This window comes from Cellulomonas sp. NPDC058312 (genome assembly GCF_042880135.1).
Classification (GTDB): domain Bacteria; phylum Actinomycetota; class Actinomycetes; order Actinomycetales; family Cellulomonadaceae; genus Cellulomonas.
On record NZ_JBHVZE010000014.1, the window covers coordinates 1 to 3,183 of the forward strand.

General features: G+C 65.2%; 4 protein-coding genes. All 4 read left to right on the forward strand.

Annotated elements, in window-relative coordinates:
- The coding region (locus ACFVXN_RS18280; RefSeq protein WP_389235893.1) for a hypothetical protein at positions 1 to 1,446 on the forward strand (1,446 nt) is incomplete at its 5' end.
- A 29-nt stretch (positions 1,447 to 1,475) separates the two neighbouring features.
- On the forward strand, positions 1,476 to 2,354 hold the full coding sequence (locus ACFVXN_RS18285) for a M15 family metallopeptidase (RefSeq protein WP_389235896.1): 879 nt from the start codon (positions 1,476 to 1,478) through the stop codon (positions 2,352 to 2,354).
- Positions 2,351 to 2,593 (forward strand): hypothetical protein, encoded by a 243-nt coding sequence (locus tag ACFVXN_RS18290; protein ID WP_389235899.1) that lies wholly within the window; start codon positions 2,351 to 2,353, stop codon positions 2,591 to 2,593. Before ACFVXN_RS18285 ends, ACFVXN_RS18290 begins: the two co-directional genes overlap by 4 nt.
- Positions 2,594 to 2,677: 84 nt before the next feature.
- Positions 2,678 to 3,181: a hypothetical protein gene (locus ACFVXN_RS18295; RefSeq protein ID WP_389235902.1), complete on the forward strand. Its 504-nt coding sequence runs from the start codon at positions 2,678 to 2,680 to the stop codon at positions 3,179 to 3,181.
- Positions 3,182 to 3,183: the final 2 nt, after the last annotated feature.

The window sequence follows — 3,183 nt, forward strand, 5'->3', positions numbered from 1 at the left end:
GCAATACCACTTAGTCGGTGTTCTCGTGGGCTCGGTTTTGTTTATACGAGACCGCTCACCGACAAGTGGCTCGAGGCGTTCGTCGACGTCGACGTCGACGCTGCGATTCCGATCATCGTCGACCTGCCCGGCTATCAGACGGTCTGGTTCGTCACCGAGTTCGACGAGGTCGAGGACGAAGACGGCAGCGAGTACCTCGAAGTCATCGCGATCAACGCGTGGGAGTACATCAACCGCACGGTCTTCTGGGCCTCGCCAGCCATGCCGGCGGAGTTCCAGCTGCCCAAAGAGTGGATCGGCATCGGCCCGGCGATTTCACTGATCAAGTACTGGTACATCCTCCCGAACCTCGCCCGGTTGCAAGCGCCGTTCTTCTCGCTGCCGGACGGCGACCTGCTCAACCTGCAGTCGTGGAACCTGCTCCGCAACGCCCAATGGCCACTGATGGTCAAACCGACGTCGGTCATCCACGACACCAGCAACATCACCGCGATGGCCACCCGGTTCGAGAATGGCGGCGACGCAATCGTCGACATCCTCAAGACCGAGGGCTTGCAGCTCACGTTCGACCTGTACATCCACGGTGAGTCCGAGCAACCGTTCCCCGAGATCATGGAACTGACTCGCACAACGATGCTGATCGACATCGTCCAGAAGGCGGACCTGCGCGCGTTCACCGGCACGGTGATCGACGGCATCATTCGCACCGGTCTGGAGATCCTCGACGACGGCCTGTCGTGGCTGGCGTACCCGATCCTCGACCAGGACGACTACTCGGACTACTTCCAGAACCTGTTCGGGACCCTGCCCTACAAACCGTGGATCGTCTACCACAAGGGCACGTGCCTTTCGAGTTCGTCGAAGACGCACAAGCCCATGGCATCTCGCGCGACGGTCGGCGGGAAGAGTCCCGGCTGGGTGAACAAAGCTGCCGTGGCTGCCAGCAACGCATTGCTCGGGTATCTCGGGCTCGCGATCGGTATCCCCGGTCTGGCGATTGGCATCTTCGAGGACGAGGTGAAGGACGTCGCGATGGCGTTCCACACCTGGGAGGACAGACCCCGCGCGATCCGGGCCGGGCCGTGGCGGTTCCGCGAGGTGTTCAAGGAGTGCTCGTCCGGGCTGTCGCTCGACGCGCTCGCCGCGATCAAGACGGCCCTGTGGGAGAACCGCGGCTGGGTCTCGCACCGCATCACCGTCACCAACGGAAAACCGTTCTACGTCGGACTGCACATGGGGCTGGGCTCGCCGATCGGATACGAGAAGCGCGGGAAGATCCAGACCGACTACCTGTACGCGATCGACTACGAGGACTCCGACACCAAGCGGGGCAAGCTTGAGATCGAGATCGGGGACGGCACAACGGACCTCGAACCGGGTGCCCTCGCGCTCGGAAAGATCCGCAGATTCGGCGCGTTCGCCAACAAGCTCGCCCTCGCAAGCTGACATCACATCACTCGACAGAGGAGATACCCATGGGCACACGCTCATACCAGGGCTACACCCACTCGGAAAACGGGTGGCCCATCGTCGACACCGCGGAGATCGTCACCGTCACCGTGCCCGGCACCACCCAGCAGATCGAAGTCCGCCGCGGCGACGTCGCGACAGTCCTCGTCGGATGGATGATCTGGTACCACCGCAACGTCGAACCGATCGACCGATTCAAGCCCCGAGACGACTGGGGCTTCTCCTGGGACAACGACGTCCCCAACAGCAACCATCTCAGCGGGACGGCCGTGGATATCAACGCGACCCAGTACCCCTGGACCCGGCTGACGATGCCGGCCGACCGCGTAGCGAAAGTCCGTGCCGGGCTGAAGCTGTTTGAGGGCTGCATCTTCTGGGGCCGCGACTGGGCGCGCGTCGACGAGATGCACTACCAGATCGGTGTCAACGCTGCCCGACTGAAGTCCTTCGCGGACAAGCTGAACAACGGCCACCTGGGCGTCTACGGCATCCCGCAACCCGGCACATCCACGCCCGCACCCACCCTGACACCGGAGGCACCCGTGACAAACATCTGGGACATTCCCATCCCCACTCAGTTCGGAACGCAGATGCCCGCGTGGGAGATGCTGTCGTGGATCGACGGCCGCCTCGCGCGCACCGAGGTCACCGTCAACGCGTCGATGGAAGTGCACCGGCAGAACCAGCTGCTGCTCGCCGCGATCCTCGACCAGCTCGGCGGACTCGGAACCGCGGACGCGCTGCTCGGCAAGGACGTCCCCGGCGGCCCGTTCCAGGGATTCGAGCAGGGCGGCGGCCGCACTCTCTACGACCTGGCCTCCGCCCTCGCCGCCAATGCCGGCATCCCCGGCGCACTCGACAAGAAGGAGAACGCGACCGCATGAGCGAGCACAGCTACCACGACCCGCGCAGTTCGCAGGACATCGACCACCGCTTCGACTTCCACCCCGCCACCTCCGCGGAGAAGCGCGGCGACCACGGAAGCGTCCGCGCAGAGTGCAAGTCGCTCGCGCACTTCCTCGATCGGAACGTCCCGCCGAGCCGTGAGAAGGCGCTCGCGCTGACGAACCTCGAGCAGGCCATGTTCTGGGCGAACGCCGCGATCGCACGCCAGAGCGACTGACCTCTCTCGACCACCCACGCCCGCCCCGGCAACCGTCCGGGGCGGGCGTCCCTGTGCCACCACACCCACCGGAAGGAACATCCCGTGACTTTCTCCACCCCCACACCGAGCCTGCTCAACCTCCGATCCTGGGCAGACCTGCGTGCCCTGGTCCACGTCGCCGCCCCGGTCCTCGCCGCTGTGCTCGTCGCCAAGGGCTGGGCCGACAGCAACCTCGCCGGACTACTGGTCACCCTCGTCGCCGCCGTGGCCTCGCCCGCGATCGCCACGATCAACACCGCGAACGGATTCCGCAGGTGGTTCTACCCGGTGATCGCGGCGGTCGCTGCGGTCCTGATCGCGCTCGGATACCTGTCCGAGTTCGACTACAGCACCTGGCTCCCGGTGATCGTCCTGTTCATCGGCCCCGCCGTCGCGGCCGCGAACACCCCCACCACCATCGACGGACAGGTCGGGAGTGTCACCGACACCGAGTTCCCGCCCGTGAGCGCCGAGGACGAGAGCCGACTGGTCCGCGAGTTCGGCATCAACTACCCCGTGGACCCCGAGCTGGCGCAGAAACTGCTCCGCCACACCGACGAGTCCTGACG